The organism is Pelagibius sp. 7325 (genome assembly GCF_037652055.1).
Classification (GTDB): domain Bacteria; phylum Pseudomonadota; class Alphaproteobacteria; order Kiloniellales; family Kiloniellaceae; genus Pelagibius.
Map to the genome: position 1 here is coordinate 249625 of NZ_JBBKAH010000011.1, position 20136 is coordinate 269760.

The 20136-nt window shown below is 68.4% G+C and carries 16 protein-coding genes; 4 read left to right on the forward strand and 12 right to left on the reverse strand.

The genetic code is table 11. The annotated features are described in order from the left end of the window. Nucleotides 1–15 precede the first annotated feature (15 nt). Both WDC82_RS21155 and ligD read left to right on the forward strand, forming a co-directional pair. Complete coding sequence (locus WDC82_RS21155) at nucleotides 16–1578, forward strand: alpha/beta fold hydrolase (protein ID WP_340119394.1); 1563 nt, start codon at nucleotides 16–18, stop codon at nucleotides 1576–1578. 68 nt (nucleotides 1579–1646) lie between these two features. Beyond that, a complete protein-coding gene (gene ligD, locus WDC82_RS21160) occupies nucleotides 1647–4169 on the forward strand; it encodes a DNA ligase D (RefSeq protein WP_340119395.1) in 2523 nt (840 codons plus the stop codon). Nucleotides 4170–4362: 193 nt separating this feature from the next. On the opposite strand, the gene WDC82_RS21165 is transcribed toward ligD, so the two are convergent. The 4 genes from WDC82_RS21165 to WDC82_RS21180 all read right to left on the reverse strand — a co-directional run bounded on the left by WDC82_RS21165 (nucleotide 4363) and on the right by WDC82_RS21180 (nucleotide 9651). Further along, nucleotides 4363–6639, reverse strand: coding sequence for an AsmA family protein (locus WDC82_RS21165; RefSeq protein ID WP_340119396.1), 2277 nt, complete (start codon nucleotides 6637–6639; stop codon nucleotides 4363–4365). Nucleotides 6640–6651: 12 nt separating this feature from the next. Continuing rightward, a complete protein-coding gene (locus tag WDC82_RS21170) occupies nucleotides 6652–7632 on the reverse strand; it encodes a Ku protein (protein WP_340119397.1) in 981 nt (326 codons plus the stop codon). Between the two features lie 97 nt (nucleotides 7633–7729). Then, nucleotides 7730–8365, reverse strand: a complete 636-nt coding sequence (locus WDC82_RS21175) for a hypothetical protein (RefSeq protein WP_340119398.1) — start codon at nucleotides 8363–8365, stop codon at nucleotides 7730–7732. Nucleotides 8366–8409: 44 nt separating this feature from the next. After that, on the reverse strand, nucleotides 8410–9651 hold the full coding sequence (locus WDC82_RS21180; RefSeq protein WP_340119399.1) for a hypothetical protein: 1242 nt from the start codon (nucleotides 9649–9651) through the stop codon (nucleotides 8410–8412). 171 nt (nucleotides 9652–9822) lie between these two features. Here WDC82_RS21180 and WDC82_RS21185 point away from each other — a divergent pair, with 171 nt between their 5' ends. Continuing rightward, on the forward strand, nucleotides 9823–10632 hold the full coding sequence (locus WDC82_RS21185; RefSeq protein WP_340119400.1) for a thioredoxin family protein: 810 nt from the start codon (nucleotides 9823–9825) through the stop codon (nucleotides 10630–10632). Nucleotides 10633–10698: 66 nt separating this feature from the next. Beyond that, nucleotides 10699–10959, forward strand: a complete 261-nt coding sequence (locus WDC82_RS21190) for a hypothetical protein (protein WP_340119401.1) — start codon at nucleotides 10699–10701, stop codon at nucleotides 10957–10959. A 67-nt stretch (nucleotides 10960–11026) separates the two neighbouring features. Here WDC82_RS21190 and WDC82_RS21195 read toward each other — a convergent pair whose 3' ends face one another. From WDC82_RS21195 to WDC82_RS21230, 8 genes are all read right to left on the reverse strand, one after another. Beyond that, a complete protein-coding gene (locus WDC82_RS21195) occupies nucleotides 11027–12340 on the reverse strand; it encodes an ATP-binding protein (protein WP_340119402.1) in 1314 nt (437 codons plus the stop codon). Nucleotides 12341–12495: 155 nt separating this feature from the next. Continuing rightward, nucleotides 12496–12981, reverse strand: coding sequence for a MarR family transcriptional regulator (locus tag WDC82_RS21200; RefSeq protein ID WP_340119403.1), 486 nt, complete (start codon nucleotides 12979–12981; stop codon nucleotides 12496–12498). Next, nucleotides 12978–14156 (reverse strand): amidohydrolase family protein, encoded by a 1179-nt coding sequence (locus WDC82_RS21205; RefSeq protein WP_340119404.1) that lies wholly within the window; start codon nucleotides 14154–14156, stop codon nucleotides 12978–12980. Before WDC82_RS21205 ends, WDC82_RS21200 begins: the two co-directional genes overlap by 4 nt. Before the next feature lie 96 nt (nucleotides 14157–14252). Further along, nucleotides 14253–14954 carry an ABC transporter ATP-binding protein gene (locus WDC82_RS21210; protein ID WP_340119405.1) on the reverse strand — a complete coding sequence of 234 codons (702 nt, stop codon included), beginning with the start codon at nucleotides 14952–14954 and terminating at the stop codon, nucleotides 14253–14255. Between the two features lie 4 nt (nucleotides 14955–14958). Continuing rightward, entirely contained in the window at nucleotides 14959–15750 is a 792-nt protein-coding gene (locus WDC82_RS21215; RefSeq protein WP_340119406.1) for an ABC transporter ATP-binding protein, read from the reverse strand. Continuing rightward, nucleotides 15747–17657 (reverse strand): ABC transporter permease, encoded by a 1911-nt coding sequence (locus tag WDC82_RS21220; protein WP_340119407.1) that lies wholly within the window; start codon nucleotides 17655–17657, stop codon nucleotides 15747–15749. Before WDC82_RS21220 ends, WDC82_RS21215 begins: the two co-directional genes overlap by 4 nt. Nucleotides 17658–17755: 98 nt before the next feature. Further along, nucleotides 17756–18958, reverse strand: a complete 1203-nt coding sequence (locus WDC82_RS21225) for an ABC transporter substrate-binding protein (protein ID WP_370661570.1) — start codon at nucleotides 18956–18958, stop codon at nucleotides 17756–17758. Nucleotides 18959–19073: 115 nt separating this feature from the next. Next, nucleotides 19074–20120, reverse strand: a complete 1047-nt coding sequence (locus WDC82_RS21230; protein WP_340119409.1) for an aromatic ring-hydroxylating dioxygenase subunit alpha — start codon at nucleotides 20118–20120, stop codon at nucleotides 19074–19076. Between the last annotated feature and the right edge of the window lie 16 nt (nucleotides 20121–20136).

Consider the following 20136-nt stretch of genomic DNA (forward strand, 5'->3'; position numbering starts at 1 on the left):
CGCCCGGAGGGACGCTTGCCCCTGGATCTTCAGATCTCGTTGCTGGGCGAGTTGCGTGTCAGCGCGGCGGGCGCGGAACTGCCGCTGCCGGCATCGCGCAAGGCCCGCGCGCTGCTGGCCTTTCTCGCCGCAACCGGCCGCCCGCACCGCCGCGAACGCCTCTGCGAGCTGTTGTGGGACCTGCCGGACGACCCCAAGGCGGCGCTGCGCTGGTCGCTCAGCAAGCTGCGCCGTGTGGTGGACGCGCCCGACCGGCCGCGCATCGTCGCCGACCGCGAGCGGGTCCACTTCGACACCCAAAACGTCGAGATCGACATCCGCGACATTCACGCCGCGCTGCGCCAGGACGGCGACAGCCTCACCCCCGCCGCGTTGGAGATCATGGCCGAACGGCTGGACCGCGTGCTCCTGGACGGTCTCGATGGGGCCGGCGACGCCGCCTTCGACGCCTGGCTGACGTCGGAGCGGGAGGACGCCCAGGCGGCGCGCGCTGCGGTGCTGCGCCGGCTCGCCACCCATCCCGAGATCGCGCCGGCCGCGGCGAAGAAGTGGCAGCGGCTGTGGCGCGACGCCGACCCGGCGGATGCCGCGGCCCACGCGGCGGCGGCTCCTGCTACTGCTCCTGCACAGCAGGACCCTGCCTTCTCGGCCAAGGGCCCTCGAGCCGCCGCGCCGGCCTCCCACGAAAGCACGAGGCACCCCGGACCGGGCGATGCCCGCGGCCGTGCCTTGCGCGCGCAGCGCATCGGCTTCTGCGAGGTCTCCGACGGCACCAAGATCGCCTATGCCAGCGTCGGCTCGGGGCCGCCGCTGCTGAAGGCGGCCAACTGGCTCAATCATCTGGAGTTCGACTGGGCGAGCCCGATCTGGGGACGCAGCTTTGCGGCGATCGCCCGCGGCCGCACCTTCATCCGCTACGACGAGCGCGGCTGCGGCCTCTCGGACTGGGACGTCGACGATCTGAGCTTCGAGGCCTTCGTCGAGGACCTCGAGGCCGTCGCCGACAAGCTGGAACTGGAGCGCTTCCCGCTGTTGGGCATCTCGCAGGGCTGCGCGGTCTCCATCGAATACGCCGTGCGCCACCCGCAGCGGGTCTCCGGCCTGGTGCTGCTCGGCGGCTATGCGGCCGGCTGGCGCCATCTCGCGACACCGGAAGAGCAGGCGCGCCGCGAGGCGGTGCTGACCCTGACAGAAGTCGGCTGGGGCACAGACAACCCGGCCTACCGGCACATTTTCTCGCAGACCTTCATGCCGGAGGCGAGCGCCGAGGATCTCGCCTGGTTCGACGAGTTCCAGCGTCTCACCTGCTCACCCAGGAACGCAGCGCGCTTCCAGGATGCTTTCGGCTACATCGACGTGCGCGACCGCCTCGCCCAGGTGCAGGCGCCGGCCCTCGTGCTGCACTCCAAGTACGACCAGCGCATCCCGCTGGAACTCGGCCGCGCGGTCGCCTCCGGCATCCCCAACGCGCACTTCGTGCCGCTGGAAAGCCGCAACCACATCCTGGTCGACTACGAACCGGCCTGGCAGGACTGCGTCGAGGCCGTCGGCCGCTTCCTGGCGGAGCAGGGGATCTAGGGGGGCCTGGCGGCGCCGGAACCCGACCCTCCCTCGGTCGTTGACGGGAGGAGACGAAAGGGTGACCGATGGGCGTGCTCTCCGCTTACGAAGCCAAGCGAAACTTCTCCCGGACCCGCGAGCCGAAAGGCAGGCGGCAGGCGGGCGTCGACGGCACCTTCGTGGTCCAGAAGCATGCCGCCCGTCGGCTGCACTATGATTTCCGCCTGGGCATCGGCGGTGTGCTCGTCAGCTGGGCGGTGACCAAGGGTCCGAGCCTCGATCCGCGGGACAAGCGCCTGGCGGTGCGCACCGAGGACCATCCGGCCGACTACGCCGATTTCGAGGGCACCATTCCCAAGGGCGAATATGGCGGCGGCACCGTCATGCTGTGGGACCGCGGCACCTTCACGCCCGAGGGCGACCCGGCCAAGGGGCTGAAGGCCGGCAAGCTGAAGCTCACTCTTTCGGGCAGCCGCCTCAAAGGCGGTTTCACCCTGGTGCGCATGGGCGGCAAGGCGGCCAAGGAAAAGCGTGAGAACTGGTTGCTCATCAAGGAGCGCGACGGCCTGGCCGACGGCGACGGCGACGGCGACGGCGCGCTCGGCGACGAGGACGACCGCAGCGTCAAGTCCGGTCGCACCATGCAGCAGATCGGTGACAACACCCCTGCCCGGCGCGGGCAGCGCCCGAAGGAAACCGCTGCAGCGGCCACCGCGCCGAAAAGCAGGCTCACCAAGGGCGACATGTTCATGAAGCCCCAGCTCGCGACGCTGGTCGACGACCCGCCGCGGGGCGACGACTGGATCTTCGAGACCAAGTTCGACGGCTATCGGCTCATCGTCGCCTGCGACGGCCAGGCGGTGCGCTGCTTCACCCGCTCCGGCAAGGACTGGACCGATCGCATGCCGGTGATCGCCGATGCTCTCGGCGGCCTCGGCCTGAAGGATACCGTGCTGGACGGCGAACTGGTGGTGACGAACGCGGACGGCGTCAGCGACTTCGGCGCCCTGCAGGCGGCGCTGAAGCAGGCGCCGCAAAGACTGAGCCTCGTCCTCTTCGACATCCTGCGCCAAGGCGGCAAGGACCTGCGTAAGCTGCCGCTCAAGCAGCGCAAGAAGCGCCTGGAAAAGGCTTTGGGCAAGCCCCGCCGCCCCCTCCACCTGGCCGACTACACGGCGGGCAGCGGCAGCCGCATTGCCGCGGCCGCCTGCCGCCAGGGCCTGGAAGGCATCATCGCCAAGCGCGCCGATGCCGCCTACAAGGCACGCCGCACCCGCGACTGGCTGAAGATCAAGTGCGTGCGCCAGCAGGAGTTCGTCATCAGCGGCTGGTCGCCCTCCGGTCGCAATCGCCCCTTCGCCTCTCTGCTGCTCGGCGTTTACGAGGACGGCGCGCTGCGCTACGCGGGGCGCGTGGGTAGTGGCTTCGACACGGCCCAGCTCGACGAGATCGCCGCCCTGTTGAAGCGGCGCCGGCGCAAGACGCCGCCCTTCGAGAGCGTGCCCGCGGACATCGCCCGCAATGCCCGCTGGGCGACGCCGGATCTCGTCGCGCAGGTGCGCTTCACCGAGATGACCCGCGACGGCGCGGTGCGTCATGCCGTCTTCGACGGACTGCGAGAGGACAAGGCGGCCGAAGAGGTGGCGCGCGAGACTCCCCGGAACGCGGACAATACATCCAAGCGCGAGAGGAACACCAAGGTGGCAAAGCAATCCGGAGAGACGGAGGTCGCCGGCGTCCGCCTGACCCATCCCGACAAGCCCCTCTACCCCGCGATGGGCGTCACCAAGCATCAGCTGGCCGAGTACTTCGCGGCCATCGCGCCGGCCATGCTGCCGGATGTGAAGCAGCGCCCGATTTCGCTGCTGCGCTGCCCCGATGGGCGCGGAGAGTCCTGTTTCTTCCAGAAGCATGCCGGCAGCGGCGTGCCCGACGCCATCAAGAAGGTCGCGGTGAAAGAAAGCAGTGGTGCCAGCAAGGACTACCTGCTGGTCGAGTCGAAACAGGCCCTCGTCGCCTGCGCACAGATCGGCGCCCTGGAACTGCACCTCTGGGGCAGCCGTACGGACAGGCTGGAGCGCCCCGACCGCGTCGTCTTCGATCTCGATCCCGGCGAGGGCGTCGACTTCGACGCCGTGCGCCAGGCGGCCTTCGATCTGCGCGACGTCCTGGCGCAGGCCGACCTGCCCGCCTGGCCGCTGCTCACCGGTGGCAAGGGCATCCACCTGGTTCTGGCGCTGGAGCGGCGCTACGACTGGGACAGCGTCGGCGATTTCGCCAAGGGCTTTGCCGAGAAGATGGCCGAGCTCGATCCCAAGCGCTTCGTCGCCACCATGTCGAAGGCCAAGCGCCAGGGCCGCATCTTCATCGACCACTTCCGCAACCGTCGCGGCTCGACCGCCATCGCGCCCTTCTCGCCACGCGCCCGCGAAGGCGCCCCCGTCGCCGTGCCGGTGTCTTGGAAAGAGCTCACCTCGACCGAGCGGTCGAGCGCCTTTTCCCTCGCCGATCCGGTAAAGAAACTACAGGCGCGCGCCAAGGCCTGGCCCGGCGAAGCCGAGCGCCGCACCCGCCTCAGCGACACCGCGCTGCAGCGCCTCGGGCTGTGACTGCCGGAACTTCGAAAGAAGATGCCGGACCACCTGCGGCCCATCCTTCGAGACGGCTGCTGCGCAGCCTCCTCAGGATGAGGTCGGAGTTGTCTTAGCATTGACCTCATCCTGAGGAGCCGCCGCAAGGCGGCGTCTCGAAGGATGGGCCACGGGTCAGGTCCCTTTTTTAACGGCCTGCTACGCGGCCGCATCACTCCTGCTGTGGTTCCTCCACGCCGAGCTGCCGCAGCGTGTCGGCGGTCGGCCGGCCGTCGGACTGCAGGTCTTCACGGCGCTGGAAATCGGCCAGTGCCCCTGCCGTCGCGGGGCCCATGATGCCGTCGACCTGAATATCGAACCCCTCGTCCACCAGCGCCGACTGCACCCGTCGCACCGTGGCGGCGTCCAGCGGCGCCGGCGCCGGCGCCGTTTCATTCGGCGTCGGCGCGTCGTCATCGGCGCCGTTTGCGGGCTCCGCCGAGCCCTGTTCTTCGTCTCGCTGCGCCGCCGCCTTGGCCTGCTCCACGTCGAGCTCGCCTTCTTCCATCGCCGTTTCGAGGCTCTGGCGCAGGCTGTCGCAAGGAACGCTCTGCGCCTCGGCGTCTTCTTCGATCTCGCCGGAGAACAGCGGCATGAGCGGGGCGGCGAGCGCCTTCAGCGCTACCTTGCCCGCCGCTTCCAGGGGATTGGTCGTCACCTCCCGGGTCGCGAGGTTGCCGGTGATCTCGATGGAGGTCAGGTAGTTGAACAGGCTGAAGTCCTTGGGGTGGGGCTCCAGCTCGACATTGATCTGCTCGGATCCCAGGTCGACGTAGCCGTCTATGGTGACCAGCGCGTCGGTGGTGTCGAGAATCCAGGGCATCGCCTGAAAGCGCCCGGATTCGATCTGGGTCGGCATCGCCAGGCAGAGCACGTCGACCCGCGAGTTGTCGCCGGTCAGCCATTGGCCGGCGGCTTCCTGCAGGTCGAGGGCGATCAGCTCCAGCAGCAGGTTCTCGATCGTGCCGCCGGACATGACGAGCGCGCCCTCACCGTTCGCGCCGGCACCCAGCTCCCGCAGGGAACGTCCCCGCATTGCCAGCTCAAGGCGACCCTGCAGCAAGCCGCTGGCGGCATTCTCCTCGCCCAACAGGACCATCAGGGCATTGATGTCGAGGCCTTCGATCCTCACGTCCCCGGCCATTTCCGGAATTTCGCTGCGGCCGTCCAGCCGCAGGTCGGCGGCGATGCGCCCCTCGGCAAGGCCGAGTTCCAGCGGCGTCATGGTCAGGAGGCCGTCTTCCAGGGTCAGCTCCGTGGCGATGTCCTTCAGCTCCAGGGCGCCGGAGCGCACCGCCCGGCCCTCGAAGCTCAGCTTCGCATCCATGCGGCGCAGCTTCGGCAGAGAGAACGGCTCGTCGGGAAGAATGTGTTCGTCGTCCGGCGTCTCCGTCTCCTCGGCTGCGCCGCCGTCCTCCTCCCCAGCCCAGAAGCCGTCGATATCTTCCACCCGAAACGACTGCGACCGGAGATCGGCGGCGATGAGGGGGCGCTCGCGGTCGGTCTCCACCGCGATATCCCCATTCAGGTCGCTCTCGCCGAGCCGGCCCTCGAAGCCGGTCAGGGCCCAGCGCGCGCCCTCGCGCGTCAGCCGCCCCTTCAGCGCGTAAGGCGGCGATTCCGGCAGCGGCAGGGCCAGCAGGTCGAAGAGTTCGACCAGGGTGTCGCCCTCCAGCGTCACGCGTGCGTCGACCCCTGCCAGCTTCACCGGCTCGTCGAGCACGCCGTTCGCGGTGAAATGCGTCGCCCCGATCCGCGCGTCCAGGGTCAGGTCATAGGGCACGCCGGCCTCGCGAAAGCGCGCGAAGGAGGCGCCGTGAGCCTCGAGGGAGAAGTCCTGTTCCTGGTAGCGGCCTTCCGCCGAGAGGGCGACGGGCGCTTCGAACCCGCCCGCATCGATGCGCAGGCTCGACAGCGTGACCTCGATGGGGTCCTGCATGGCGCTGTCCTGAAAGTGGATCGTCGCGTCCTCGACCGCGACCTGTTTCAGCACCGGGAAGTCTTCGCGTTCCGTCGGCGCGGCGATATCGACCGCGACCTCGGAGGCTGTGTCGCCTCCGATGTCCCAGTTCGCGTCGTCGTCCCGGCGCTGCAAGCGGATCTGAGGCTTGTCCAACCGCAGTTCTTCGACCTCCAGCCGGCCGGCGAAGATCGGCAGCAGGCGGACCTTCAGGTACACCCTCTCGATGCGGACCATGTCTTCTTCCGCAGCCCAGTCGGCATTCGCGAAGGTCACGTCCTCTGCCACCACTTCCGGCGTCCACGACCACAGGTCGACATCGAGACTGCCCTCGATCCGGACGTCGCGGCCGCTGGCCGTGCTGGCCCGCTCATTGACCGTCGAGCGCAGCATGTTCCAATCGAAGAAGGCCAAGGCGACAGCGGCGAGCGCGACGATCCCAACAAGGCCGCCCAACAGCCAGGCCAGGATCTTCGCGGCGCGGCGCACGGCGGCCCGGCCCTAGCTCGCCTTGCGGCGGCTCGAGGCAGCGCGCGAGCCGCTCGAGCGACTCTTCTTTTTGTCGCCGACCGAGCGCTTCAGGGCCTCGACGAGGTCAATCACCTCGCCGCCGCCTTCCAGGCTGTCCTCGGAGACATGGACCGGCTTGCCCTTCTTCGCCTTCACCTCGATCAGCTCGCGCAGCGCTTCGGTGTAGCTGTCCTTGAAGGCCTCCGGCTTGAAGGCGGAGGCCTTCTTCTCGATCAGCTCCTCGGCGAGATCGAGCAGTTCCTGGTCCGGCTCGTCGTCGTCGACCTCGGCGAAATAGGGTGCCGACTCCCGCACCTCGTCGGCAAAGCGCAGCGTCTCCAGCATCAGGCCGTTGCCGCAGGGCTTCAGCGCGCCGATGTACTCTCGCCCGCGCATGACGAACTGGCCGAGGCCGACCCGTTGCGTCGCGCGCAGGGCGTCGCGCAGCACGCCGTAGGCTTCCTCGGCGTCGTCGCCGTCCGGCACCACGTAGTAGGGCCGGTCGTACCAGATCGGATGGATCTCGCCCTGCTTCACGAACTGCACGAGGTCCAGGGTGTGCTTGGCCTCGATCTTCACTTCTTCGATCTCATCGGGGTCCAGCAGCACGTAGTCGCCACCCTGCAATTCGAAGCCCTTGACGATTTCGTCGGTATCGACCGGCCCGATGTCCGGCACCACCTTCTGGTAGCGCACCCGCTTGCCCGAGGGCTCGTGAACCTGGTGGAAGGAAATGCGGGCGCCGCGGTCGGTGGCGGCGAAGAGCTTCACCGGCACCGTGACCAGGGCGAGCCGCAGGCTGCCGCTCCACAGCGGCCGCTGGCCGCTGACCGTCTCCTGTTTCCGGCTGTCGGACTTGCGGCTGGCAGTTTTCCGGCTGGCGGTTTTGCTGGAACGGCTCCGCTTGGCGGAAGAAGCGGCCTTCTTCGCGCCGGACTTGCGGGCTTTGCTGGACGTGCTTTGGCGGGCCATGCCTTGCGCCTCGGATCGGTCTGACTGACAGGGACCAACCCGCGAGCGGGGCCTTGGGTTCCGTGCGACAATGTTCCCCTGGCCCTTCAGGGCCCTTTTACCGTGCCGGCCGGCGCACCGCCCTCACCTTGGCGCTTTTGCCGCCGCCGCAGAAGTAGGTGTCGCCGCCGTCGGACTCGAGCCCCGATATCCCCATACCCGGCGGCATGGCGATGGTCTCCAGCACCTCGCCCGTTTGCGGATCGATCCGCCTGAGGTCGCTCTCGTCGCCGTCCCAGATCGCGTGCCACAGCTCGCCCTCGACCCAGGTCACGCCGGTGACCACGCGATCGGATTCGATGGTGCGCAGGACGGCGCCGGTTTCGGGATCGACCTGGTGGATCTTCTGGCCCCGGTACTCGCCGACCCACAACGAGCCTTCCGCCCAAGCCATCCCCGAATCGCCGCCGCCGCCGGGGGCCGGGATGGTCGAGAGCACGCGGCCGGTCGCCGGGTCGATCTTCTGGATGCGGTCCTCGGCAATCTGGAACAAGTGCGTGCCGTCGAAGGCCGTCCCCGCGTGCGCGGCGACATCGATCGAGCGCACGATCTCGCCGCTCTGCGGATCGAGGGCGTTCAGCTTGTCGCCGGAGGCGAACCACACGTGCCGGCCGTCGAAGGTGACGCCGGCCACCTCCTCGGCGCCCGGGAAGGGGCCGTATTCGCGGATGATTTCAGCGGAGGATGTTTTCATGGTTTTTCTCTTGCTGCTCGTGCCGTTGCTTGCATGCTTCAACCCTAATCGCCCGGCAGGGGGCCGGGGAGTAACAAGGTTGTCGTGATTCCGGGCAGCGGCGTGGTTGTCCAGCGGCGCGCCCTGCCGCGGCCGTAGGACTGCACCTTGCCCGCCTCGGCGAGAGACTCGAGGGCCCGCTGCACCGTGCGCGCGCTGGCCCCCAGCGCCAGCGCCAAGGCCGAACTCGACCACGCCTCGCCGTCGGCCAGCAGGGCGATCACCGCGGCGTGCCGGTCTTCGACAGGCGGCGCCAGCACGACGATCTCATCCGTGTCGCGCGGCGCCATGGCAAAGCCCTCCGGCGTGGCACTCACGCCGGCGAGCGGCCGCAGCGCGGCGCGCAGCCGCCCGATCTCCACGCGCAGGCGCGCGCGGTGCGATTCGTCGGCCTGCCGGGCCCGGAACGCCCGCTTGACCAGCACCGCGCGCGACAGGCCGCCGGGCCAGGCTTCGCCGAGCGCGCGGGCGAGCGCCAGCAGCACGGGACGTTTGGCGAGAGAAACCACGCGCTCGCCACCCACGCCCCGGCCCACCACTCCTCTGCAGGCATCGATCACCAGCGCGCCCGACGCCAGCACCGCTTCCACCTCCTGCAGCGGGATCAGCCGCTCCGCGCCCCGTCCGATCAGGCGCGCCGCCGGCGCCTCCAGCGCCCGGCGGGCGCCCTCCACCTCCGCCATCAGGGCGGGAACGCCCGACTGGTGGGCGGAGCGCGCGGCGCCGTCGAGCGCGTTTCGCGCCGCCCCGGTCCTGACGCGGCGCATGGCGATGCCCGCGGCGACCAGTTCGTAGGCGGCCCTCAAGGCCGGCGGAAACTGTCCGGGCGGAAAGGACAGGTTGAGCGCGGCCAGTGTGCGCTCAGCCTCGTCGAGGCGCCCGATCAGCAGCAGCCGGCGGATCTCCAGGTGCTGTGCGTGCGCGGCATTCACGCGGTCGCCGTGTTCTTCCAGGGTGGCCCGCGCCGCCGCCAGCGCCTTGGGCGGCCAGTTCAGATCGCGCGAAACCAGGGCGATCTCCGCCTCGGCGACGACGCAGCGCGCGCGGGCGACGGCCTCTGTGGGTCCGAAGGCGCGGGCCGCGCTCCGCAGCAGGACTTTCGCACGATCGTAGTCGCCGAGCTGCGCCATCGCGATGCCGCGCAGGGCCAGTGCAGGGGCGTCGTCGCGCAGGCCAACCCGCTTCAGGACGCCCAGCAGGTCCCCCGCGGCAAGCGCCCGTGCCGCGGCCGTGATCATCGAGTCCATTGGAATTCCGAAACTCCGAATCCCGACATCCCGAATCCCGACATCATTGTCACTCCCACCCCCGCGCGGCGCGGCCCTAAGTCTCTCCTGCGGCGGATGATGCCGACGTCGACACCGGCGCCGCGCCAAAGTGAAGCGATCCCTGTATAGCCAAAACAAGGAGTGAAGGCGATGACGACGCAGACAAGCGCCACCCCGGCGGTGTCCCCGGAAAGCACCGAAAACCACCGCGTGGTCTCCCGCGCCGAGTGGCTGGCCAAGCGCAAGGCGCTGCTGGCCAAGGAAAAGGAACTGACCCGCCTCGGCGACAGCCTCGCCGCCGAGCGCCGCGCGCTGCCCTGGGTGCGCATCGATAAGGACTACGTCTTCGACGCACCCGGCGGGCGTCGCAGCCTTGCCGACCTCTTCGCGGGCCGCCGGCAACTGCTGGTGCAGCACTTCATGCTCGGCCCAGGCTGGAAGCAGGGCTGCCCCAGCTGCTCCTTCATGGCCGATCACGTCGACGGCATGACCGCGCACCTGGCCGCCCGCGACGTCACGCTGGTGACCGTCTCGCGCGCGCCGCTGGACGAGATCGAGCGCTTCCGCAAGCGCATGGGCTGGCAGTTCACCTGGGTGTCCTCCAACGGCAGCGACTTCAACTACGACTTCGGCGTCAGCTTCACGCCGGAGGCGCTTGCCAAGGGTGAGATCCACTACAACTACGGCCGCTGGCCCTACGCCCACGAGGAATGGCCCGGCGTCAGCGCGTTCTACAAGAACGAAGCGGACGAGGTCTTCCACAGCTACTCGACCTACGGGCGCGGCGTGGAGGTGATGATGGGCACCTACAGGATGCTCGACCTCGCGCCCAAGGGCCGCGACGAGCGCGAGGTGGAGCACAAGATGGAATGGGTGCGCCACCACGACCGCTACGAGTCCGTCCCGCCGACGCAAGCGGCCGGTTCGGTCGACGCGCTGTTCGATACTTTCAAGACGTGAGCACGCAGGAAAGGGTCGCGTGCCGAATCCGGCGCGCGGCCCCTTCCCTGTCAGCGGAGGCACGACATGAGTGAAATCCGCATGCGCCAGGGCAGCAGCAGCGGCACCGGCACTTGCATCCTCTGGCTCCGACTCGCGGCCGCGCCGACCTTCGCCGCCATGGCGCTGCTTTCCGGCCTATCCGGCGACGGCCCGGCGGAGATCCTCTGCCTGACGGCGGACCACGCTTCGCCGCTGACCGGCATGACCGCGATGTACGCCCTGATGTGCGCCTTCCACCTGCCGCCTTGGCTGACGCTCAGACAACGCGGCGGCATCCGCCGCTAGCGCGTCCGGTCCGCGGCGGGACCTGATTTCTGCTCGACAGTGGGGACGTCGCGGGGTGATCTGCGGGTTAAGGCCGCGGCGCGGGGTCCAGGCTTTGCAGCGGCCATTGCACCGCGACGGTGGTGCCTTCGCCGGGCGTGCTGTCGACCGAAAGAGTGCCGCCCAACAGCTTCACCAGCTTGGTGCAGATGTAGAAGCCGAGTCCGGTACCCCTTTCGCCGCGCAGCGCCGTGGCGCTGCCGTCGGCGATGAACGGCTCGCCGATCTTGGCGACCAGCTCCGCCGGCATGCCGGCGCCGTCGTCGGTCACCGAGAATTCCAGGCGCCCGCCGTCCGTCCGATCCTTCGTCAGACGCCAGCGCAGATCGATGGCGCCGCCGGTGTCGGTGTGCTTGCAGGCGTTGGAGACCAGGTTGTTCATGACCTGGATCAGGGCGCGGCGGTCGGTGACGACGGTCGGCACTGCCTCGGGCGGTGCCGTGACGGTGATCCGCAGGTTCTTGTCCCGGGCGATCGGGGTAAAGGTCGCCAGCACTTCCTGCGTCACTTCGATTGGGTCGAAGCGTTCGGGCCTCAGGCAGTACTTGCCGCTGTCCAGCTTGGCGGTATCAAGAATGTCGTTCACGATGGACAGCAGCAGCTGGCCGCCTTTGTGGATGTTCTGCAGGTATCCCCGGTAGGTCTCGTTTTCGAAAGGACCGCTGACCTCGCCCAGAACCATCTCCGAGAAGCCGAGAATCGCGTTCAGCGGCGTCCGGAGGTCGTGGCTGATGTTGGCCAGGAACTCCGACTTGCTCCGCGCCGCGGCTTCGGCCTGCTCCATGGCCTTGCGGAAGACCTCTTCGTTGCGCTTGATCTCCGTGATGTCGACCTGGACGCTGACGAAGCCGCCGCCGCTCATCGGCCGGTCGGTGGTCTTCAGCCAGCGGCCGTCCTTCAGTTCCACGATGAAGGAGCCTTCCAGCTTGCGCCGGTATTCGGCCTTGCGCTGCAGGTAGTCGTCGCCGCCGCCGTACTCGTCGCCGACCACCACGTGGCCGCGGGCGACGTCGATCTGTCCCAGTTCGGCGAAATGAACGCCCGGCCGCGCTTCCTCTTCGCTGTAGCCGTAGAGTTCGCGGAAGTTGCGGTTGCAGGTGACCAGACGCCCGTCGGCGTCGTAGATCACGATCGCCTCCGAGACGGCCTCCAGCGCCTCGGCGAAGATCGCGCCGTCGTGGGCCGCATCGAGCTGCTTGCGCAAGGCCCGGCATTCGGCACGCAGGTCTTCCAGCCTGCGGGCGTCGGTCGCGCGCGCATCGACGCTGCCGGGACTTGTCCGGCTGCCGTCCTCGTCCCGGGCAGCCGCGCCGGACATCTCCTGCGAAGGGAAAGCCGCCATACGCTTCGGTCGCCGCCTCATTCTGTCTGCACCGGCGGCCGCCTGCAGCCGGTTTTCGCGAATATCCTTTAATTAAATGCAGCTAAGCGGTGAAGGAAGCGTTAAATCCGCACCTATGTGGCGAAGCGGGTCTGCGGCCTCAATCAGCAATGCCACTACCCCTTTTGCCCCAGGCGGTCGAGCAATCGCAGCAGTTCGCGCTGTTCCTTCTCGCTGAGGCCTTCCAGGGTCTCGCTGGAGATGCTCGGGCCGATCGCAACCAGTTGGCGGGCCAGTTCGTGGCCGTCGTGGGTCAGCTGCACCAGGCGGCGCCGGCCGTCGTCAGGATCGGTGCGCACCGCGACAAGACCGCGCTGGGCGAGACGCTGGACCACGCCCAGGACCGTCGCCGGGTCCATCGCGACGAGGCCGCCCAGGCGCGTCTGCGCGATCTCGCGCTGCTCCAGCAGAGTGACCAGCACGGAGAATTGCTGCGGCGTCAGGTTGCGGTCGCCGATCTTCGACTGGAACACTTCGGAGGCATACTGGTGCGCGCGGCGCAGCAGAAAGCCGATCTGCCGATTCAGGCGATAGTCCAGGGTCCCGGCTTCCGCTGCCGGCAGCCCGTCGGGGAGGTCGTCGCGCGGATCGCCGATGCTCACGCGACGCCCGCCTCAGTTACTTCCGCCAGGGTTTGCGCCGGCGGCGTGTTGCGCGAGCGGCCGCAGCGCACGATGCCGTCGATGATGACCATGGAGACGCCCGGCAGGTCGCCCATCCGCACCGATTCCAGCAGATCCTTGCCCGCCGTGTGCTGGGCGCGGTCCATGATGACGAAGTCTGCCGCCCGCCCCACCTCGATGAGGCCGCAGTCGAGCGCGCGCATGCGCGCGGTGTTGCCGGTGGCAAAGCAGAACGCCGTCTCCGCCGGCACCTCGCCGATGGAAGACAAGAGCGAGATGACGCGCAGGATGCCCAACGGCTGCACGCCGGAGCCCGCCGGCGAGTCGGTGCCGAGGATGATGCGCTCGGGCTGGCCCAGCTCCATCGCGGTGCGCATGGCATAGAGCGCCGCCAATTCGTTACCGTTGTGGACGATCTCGACGGCGCGCAGACAGCCCTCACAGAGGCAGCGGATCTGGGAGAGCGGCAGCGCCGTGTGGCCGCCGTTGATGTGGCCGATGACGTCGGCGTCGGCTTCCAGCACCACGTCGGCGTCGATCAGGCCGGAGCCGGGGATCGAGGGGCCGCCGGTGTGGATGGTGCTCTGGATGCCGTACTTGCGCGCCCAGGCGACCATCTTCTTGGCCTCCTCGCCCTGCTTCACGCCGCCGAGACCCACCTCGCCCAGCAGCTTCACGCCGGCCTCGGCCAGGTCCTTGAAGTCCTCTTCCTCCATGCCTTTTTCGATGACCGGCGCGCCGGCGTGCAGCTTCACGCCGCCGAAGCGCATGTTGGAAAAGGCGCGCTGGGCGGTGATCGCCAGCGCCTTCAGGCCGACGATGTCCTTGGGGCGGCCCGGCAGGTGCACCTCGCCGGCGGAGATCATCGTGGTGACGCCGCCGTTCAGGAAGGAGTCGATCCAGCCGGACTGATTCTGCCGCGGCGTCCAGTCGCCGAACACCGGATGCACGTGGCTGTCGATCAGGCCCGGCGCCACGGTGGTGCCCTTGGCGTCCACCGTCTTCGCGGCACCGGATGTGTCCACCGCCTTGGCCTTGCCGACTTCGGCGATCCGCCCGTCCACCGCGACGATGGTGTCGGCATCCAGGATCGGCTGCTTGAGGTCGCCCGACAGCATGAGCCCGATGTTCTTGATGACCAGCTTTTCGCTCATCGCGTTTCTCCCCTAAACTCACACCTCATCCTGAGGAGGCCGCGAAGCGGCCGTCTCGAAGGATGTGCCGCAAAACTCCTGCGCCCGACGGCACCCTTAAACCGCCAGATACTGCTGGCGGACGTCGTCGTTGGCCTCCAGCTCCGCCATGGCGCCTTCGTAGCGGATGCGCCCGGTCTCGATGACGTAGGCGCGGTCGCTGACCAGCGCGGCGAAGTAGAGGTTCTGCTCCGACAGCAGGACGGGAATGCCCTGCGCCTTGATCTCCTTCACCACCTTGATGATCTGCTCCACCACCACCGGCGCCAGGCCCTCGGAAGGCTCGTCCAGCAGGATGCAGCCGGGGTTGCCCATCAGGGTGCGCGCGATGGTCAGCATCTGCTGCTCGCCGCCGCTCAGGGTGCCGGCCAGGCGGTGGCGCGCCTCGGCCAGGTTGGGAAACAGGTCGAACATGTCGTCCGCCGTCCAGGTTCGCGTGCCCTCCCGGGCCGGCTGGCGGCCGCAGTCGAGGTTTTCCTGCACGCTGAGGCGGGTGAAGATGCGGCGCTCCTCCGGCACGTAGCCGAGGCCGCGCCGGGCGATGCGGTTGGGCGGCTCGCCCAGGATCTCGGTGCCCTCGTAAGCGATGCTGCCTTCGGTGACGCGCACCATGCCCATGATCGACTTGATGGTGGTCGACTTGCCGGCACCATTGCGGCCCACCAGCACGACGATCTCACCCTTGGCCAGCGTCAGCGACACGTCGGACAGAATATGCGCCTGACCGTAGTAGCTGTGGATGCCTCTTATTTCCAGCATCGCCCTACTCCTTCCGCCCATAGACCTGGCCTTCGCCGAGATAGGTCTTCAGCACCAGGGGATTGCTGCGGATCTCGTCGGCGTTGCCCTCGGCGATCAGTTCGCCGCGGCTCAGCACGATGATGCGGTCGGCGTGGCTGAACACGATGTCCATGTCGTGCTCGGTGAACAGCACCGCGACGCCCAGCTCGTGCGCCAGGCGTGCGGCCAGCCCCATCAGCGCGACGCGCTCGCGCGGCGCCATGCCGGCGGTCGGCTCGTCCATCAGCAGCACCCGCGGCTCGTTGCCCAGCGCCACCGCCAGCTCGACCCGCTTCAGGTCGCCGTAGGCGAGGAACCCGCAGGGGCGGTCGGCCTGCTGCGCCATGCCGACCATGTCCAGCAGCGCGATGGCCTTGTCGCGGTGGCGGTTCACCGCCCGCTTGGTGAAGGAGAACAGTTCGCGCTTCTGGCTCATCAGCACCATGGCGACGTTCTCCGCCACGGTCATCGACGGGAAAGTCGCGGTGATCTGGAAGGTGCGCCCGACGCCGCGGCGCCAGATCTGCGCCGGGCTGCGGCCGACCAGCTCCTCGCCGGAGAGCTTCACGCTGCCCCGGTCCGGGCGGATCTGGCCGTTCAGCATGTTGAAGCAGGTCGACTTGCCGGCACCGTTGGGGCCGATCAGCGCCAGCAATTCGCCCTCGGCGACCGCGAAGGAAACATCCTTCACCGCCTGCACGCCGCCGAAGGCCTTGCTGAGGCCGCTCACCTCGAGGCTCGGCAGCACGGCCGCTTCCGGAGACACGGCGCTCATGCCCGCTGCTCCCCCTTGGGATCGCCAGGTGCCGGTGACGTGCCATGCAGCGCGCCCGGCGAGGCTTCCAGTTTCAGGTAACGGCCAAGGTGGTGGCGCGCGGCGCCGCCCAGGCCCTGCGGGAACAGCAGCACCAGGGCGACGATGACGACCCCCAGCAGCAGGCGCCAGTACTCGAAGGTGATCAGCTCGTCGTGCAGCCAGGTGAAGGCGGCGGCGCCGACCACCGGGCCGGAAAGCGACTCGATGCCGCCCAGCAGCACCATCAGCAAGGCGTCGAAGCTGCGCGGGATCGACATCTCATCGGGGAACACGGAACCTTTGGAGAAGGTGAAGAGCCCGCCGGCGAGGCCCGCCATGGCACCGGCGAAGACGAAGGCGGCCAGCTGCTGGCGCTTGATGTCGATGCCGATGGCCGCGGCGCGCAGGCCTGAGTCCCGGGTCGCGCGGAGTCCGTAGCCGAAGGGCGCGAAGACCACGTGGCGGATGAGGATGATGCCGCCCGCCGCGACGGCCAGCGCGACGTAGTAGAAGGCGACGCTGCCGGAGGCCCAGGCCGCCGGCCAGATGCCGAGCAGGCCGTCGTCGCCGTTGGTGACGTCCGACCACTGGAAGACGATCGACCAGGCGACCTGCGCGAAAGCCAGGGTCAGCATGGCGAAGTAGACGCCGGAGAGGCGCACGCAGAACCAGCCGATGACCAGCGCCAGCAGCCCCGCCCCGAAGGGCGCCAGCAGCAAGGCCAGCTCGAAACGCGTGTTCGCATAGGTGACCAGCAGCGCCGCTGCGTAGGCGCCGCCGCCGTAGAAAGCGGCATGGCCGAAGGACACCAGGCCGCCGGTCGACATGAGGAAGTGCAGGCTGGTGGCAAAGAGCGCCAGCACCAGGATGTCGGTAAACAGCACCAGGACGAAGTCGTCGACGGCGAGCGGCGCCAGCACCAGCAGCACGGCGAGCAGCGCGACGAAGATCTTGTAGTGCGGGCCCGCCGGCAGCACCACCTGCACGGCGCGGGTCTCGCTCTTGTGGCCGACGCTCTCCGGCCGGCCCAGCAGGCCGGTCGGGCGGACCACCAGGATGACCGCCATGAGGATGAACATGAGGACCAGGGTGCCGTTCGGCCACACCAGGATGCCGAAGGTGTTGAGCTCGGAGATCAGCACGGCGGCGAGGAAGGCGCCGAAGATGGAGCCCATGCCGCCGACCACGGTGACGACGAAGACCTCGGCCAGGATGCCGAAGTCCATCAGCAGGTTGGCGTCGCCCTTGGGCAACTGCACCGCACCGCCGAGGCCCGCCAGCATGGAGCCGAGCACGAAGACGCCGGTGAACAGCAGCGACTGGTTCACGCCCAAGGCGCCGACCATCTCGCGGTCCTCCGTCGCCGCGCGCACCAGAATTCCCCAGCGGGTACGGTTGAACAGCAGCCACAAGGCAAGAAGGACGAGCGGCCCGATGGCGATCAGCGCCAGATCGTAGGTCGGCATCGGCACATCGAAGATGCGCACGATGCCGGTCAGGCCCGGTGCGCGCGGGCCCAGCAGGTTCTCCGCGCCCCAGGCCCAGAACACCGCGTCCTGCACGATGAGGATGACGCCGAAGGTGGCGATCAGCTGGAACAACTCCGGTGCCTTGTAGAGGCGGCGCAGGATGATCGTCTCGACCAGCAAGCCGACCAGGCCGACGGCGATCGAGGCGAGCAGCAGCGCGACCCAGAATCCGAGCGCGCCGCCACCCAGCTTGTGGACCAGCGAATAGCCGAAGTAGGCGCCCAGCATGTAGAAGGAGCCGTGCGAGAAATTCACCACGCGGGTCACGCCGAAGATGATCGACAGACCCGAGGCGGCGAGGAACAGCGCCGAAGCGCTCGCCAGCCCGGAAAGGAACTGAACCAGGTAGACACCCATCAGGCGGTCTCGATCATCCCGTTAGAGGTTCGCGTGGCGAAGGAAACGGGGCGGGGCGGCGCCATCCTGGCTGCCGTCCCGCCCCACCCAGACAAGACTCAGCCGCCCGACGCCGGCCGCAGCTTCTTCACCACCTCGTCGGAGGGCATGTAGTCTTCGCCCTTCTCGTAGGTCCAGTCGACCATCACGCCCTTGCCGTCCTTGACCGCCGTCTTGCCGACCCAGGCGCCCAGCGTGGACTGGTGGTCGATCTCGCGGAAGGTGATCGGCCCGGCGGGGGTATCGAGCTCGAGGCCTTCGAAGGCGTCGACCATCGCTTCGGTGTCGGTGGAGCCTGCCTTCTCGATGGCCGCGGCGATGGAGAGGATGGTGTTGTAGCCGACCAGAGAGCCGAGGCGCGGATAGTCGTTGAACTTGGCCTGGTAGGCCTTCACGTAGGCCGTGTGCTCCGGCGTGTCGATCTGCTCCCAGGGGTAGCCGGTGACGATCCAGCCTTCCGGCGCCTCGGCGCCCAGCGGGTCGAGGTATTCCGGCTCGCCGGTCAGCAGGCCCAGCACCGTGCGGTCCTTGAAGGTCTCGCGCAGGCTGCCTTCGCGCACGAACTTGGCGAGGTCGCTGCCGAAGGTGACGTTATAGATGCCGTCGGGCTTCAGTGCTTCCAGTGCCTGCACCTCGGCGGCGGCGTCGATCTTGCCCAGTGCCGGCCACTGCTCGCCGACGAACTCGACGCCCGGCACCTTGGCGCTCAGCACCTCCTTGAAGGCGGCCACGGCATCCTTGCCGTAGGCATAGTTCGGCGCGATGGTCGCCCAGCGCTTGGCGCCGGTCTTGGCCGCTTCCTCGGCCATCATCGAGGCCTGCACATAGGTGCTGGGGCGCAGGCGGAAGGTGTAGCGGTTGCCGTCCTGCCAGACCAGGGAGTCGGCCAGCGGCTCGGCCGCCAGGTAGAGCTGCTTCTTCTGGCCGGCATAGGAGGCCAGCGCCAGGCCGACGTGGGAGAAGAAGGAGCCGGTGATCATCACCACCTCTTCCTTGGCGAACAGCTCTTCGGCGTAGCGCACCGCCTCGCCCGGCTTGCCCTGGTCGTCGCGCGAGATGACCTCCAGCGGCCGGCCCAGCACGCCGCCCTTGGCGTTGATCTCCTCGACCGCCAGGTCGACGCCCTGCTTGTAGGGAATCGTGAAGGCCGGCAGGCCCTTGTAGCTGTTGATGTCGCCGATCTTGATGGCTTCCTGGGCGCCGGCCGTGCCGGTGACCGCAAAGGCCGCCGCCAGCGCGGCCGCACCCAATACCTTACGCATCCCCATTTTCTTGCCTCCTGTTTTCGTGTTGCTGCAGCTTATCGCTCGATGCTTACCACAGATTGGATTGTCACCCTCGGGCCTGACCCGAGGGTCCATGCCCGCAACCACTGCTCTACCCCGCCGCCTGCACAGCTTCGCGCGGCGCCTCTTCCGCCGCCATCTCGGCGATGATGCGGCGCAGAAAGTTGGGCCCGCGGTCGATGGCGATGCGCACCGGCTTGCGTGCCGGCGGCTTGCGCTCGCGCTGCTGAATCGCCTCCATGATCGCCTTGTCCTCGGCGAAGGCGATGCGGAACTGCTCGTTCATGCGCGCACCCATCTCCTCGTCGTCGAGGCCGATGTTGCGCAGGTGCATCCAGTGGTCGACGGTGCGCGTCTCGGAGACCGGGGTCAGGAAGTGCAGCGCGAACAGCCGCACGCCGCGGTCACGCTCGTCCTCGCCGATGGCATCCTCCGCCGCGGCACTGCCGAAGTCGATCACCGCCACGTTGGGCGCGTGCATATAGTAGTAGTGCCAGCGGTCGACGTTGCCGCCGAAATTGCCGAAGGCCTTGAAGAAACCGACCGGCGGCGCGTCCTTGATCCAGCGCGAGGTGATCACCGTGCGGCCCTGCCGCTCGCACTGAATGGGCACGTCCTCGCTGGCCGCGCTGCCCAGTGTCGTCGGGTGCACGAAGCTGACGTGCGCCGGATCGCAGAGGTTGTCGGCAACCGGCAGGTAGTGGCTTTCCAGTTGCAGCGCGTCGCCGTAGTGCGGCGCCCAGCGCGGATCGTCGAACTCGGGCATGTCGAAGGCCAGCGCCGGATCCGCTTTCTCGGCCTCGCCCATCCAGATCCAGACGATGCCGCGCGCCTCGTGCAGCGGGTAGCTGCGCACCCAGGCAGAGGACGGTAGGTTGCTCTGTCCCGGCACCCGCAGGCATTTGCCGTCGCAGCCGAAGGTGAGGCCGTGGTAGCCGCATTCCACCGCGTCGCCCTTCAGCTTGCCCATGGAAAGCGGCAGGCGCTTGTGCGGACACTCGTCGGTCAGCGCCACCGCGCGGCCGGCCTCGGTGCGATAGACGACGATGTCCTCGTCCATGATGGTCAGCGGCGTCAGGCTGCGCCCAAAATCCCGGGACCAGCCGGCGACGTACCAGGCATTGCGGATGAAGGTCATCGGCGCGCTCCTCCAG